Source organism: Protofrankia sp. CiP1_Cm_nod2 (assembly GCF_920664355.1).
Lineage (GTDB): Bacteria > Actinomycetota > Actinomycetes > Frankiales > Frankiaceae > Protofrankia.
Genome location: NZ_CAKKTL010000023.1, coordinates 26,115 through 27,058, shown reverse-complemented (window position 1 = coordinate 27,058; position 944 = coordinate 26,115). Strand labels below are relative to the sequence as shown.

Here is a 944-nt window from a genome sequence, read left to right as displayed (position 1 = left end):
TCATGTTGTCGCAGAGGATCAGGTCCGCGCCGGCTGTCACTGCTTCGGCGACCTGGGTCACCGTGTCGCACTCGACCTCGACCGGCAGGCCGGGGAACCTCGCCCGCACCGCGGCGAACGCCGCCGCCACCCCGCCCGCGGCGACCACGTGGTTGTCCTTCACCAGCGCCGCGTCCGCCAGCGACATCCGGTGGTTGCGCCCGCCTCCGCAGCGCACCGCGTACTTCTCCAGCGCACGCAGCCCCGGCAGGGTCTTACGGGTGTCCCGGATCGCCACCCCCGTACCGTCCACCGCGTCGACCCACCGCCGGGTCGCCGTGGCCACCCCGGAGAGGTGGCACAGCAGGTTCAGCGCCGTGCGCTCGGCGGTGAGCAGGGCGCGGACCGGGCCCGTGACGGTCAGGACGGTGTCCCCGGGGCTCACCCGGTCACCGTCTGAAGCGATGATCTCGATGTCCAGCCCGCCCGTCCAGCCACTCTTCGTATCCGAGTGCTCGTCAGCGGCGCCGCCCCCGCGGTGGACGTCCGACGGATCCCGCGTCGAGCGGACGCCTGTGGGCTCGTATCGCGCCGGGTACCAGTCGGAGAGGACCACCTCGAAGACGGCCGCGGCCACCGGCAGGCCGGCGACGACTCCTCGGGCCCGCGCGACGACTGCTCCCTGCCCGGCCAGGCCGGGCGGCACGGTCGCGACCGACGTCGTGTCGACCGTATCCGGAACATGACTACTCACTGTACGGACAGTGGCATCCGCCGCGGTTTCGGGGGCCGCGACCGGCTCCGCTGGGAGCGCGGGCAGGTCCTCGGCGACGGCACCGCGGATGAGCGCGACGAGCGCGTCCGGATCAAGCCCGGCGGACACCAGAGCGCCGCGGGTCTCCGGCGACAACGGTGACGATGACGGCGGTGACAACGGCGGCGGCGGTGACAACGACAACGGCGAC

Annotated in this window: 1 protein-coding gene; it reads right to left on the bottom strand. The window is 73.1% G+C overall.

Annotated elements, in window-relative coordinates:
* Positions 1-862: carboxylating nicotinate-nucleotide diphosphorylase (nadC, locus tag NBW84_RS04405; RefSeq protein WP_445548633.1), on the bottom strand; the 862-nt coding region annotated here is incomplete at its 3' end.
* Positions 863-944 lie beyond the last annotated feature (82 nt).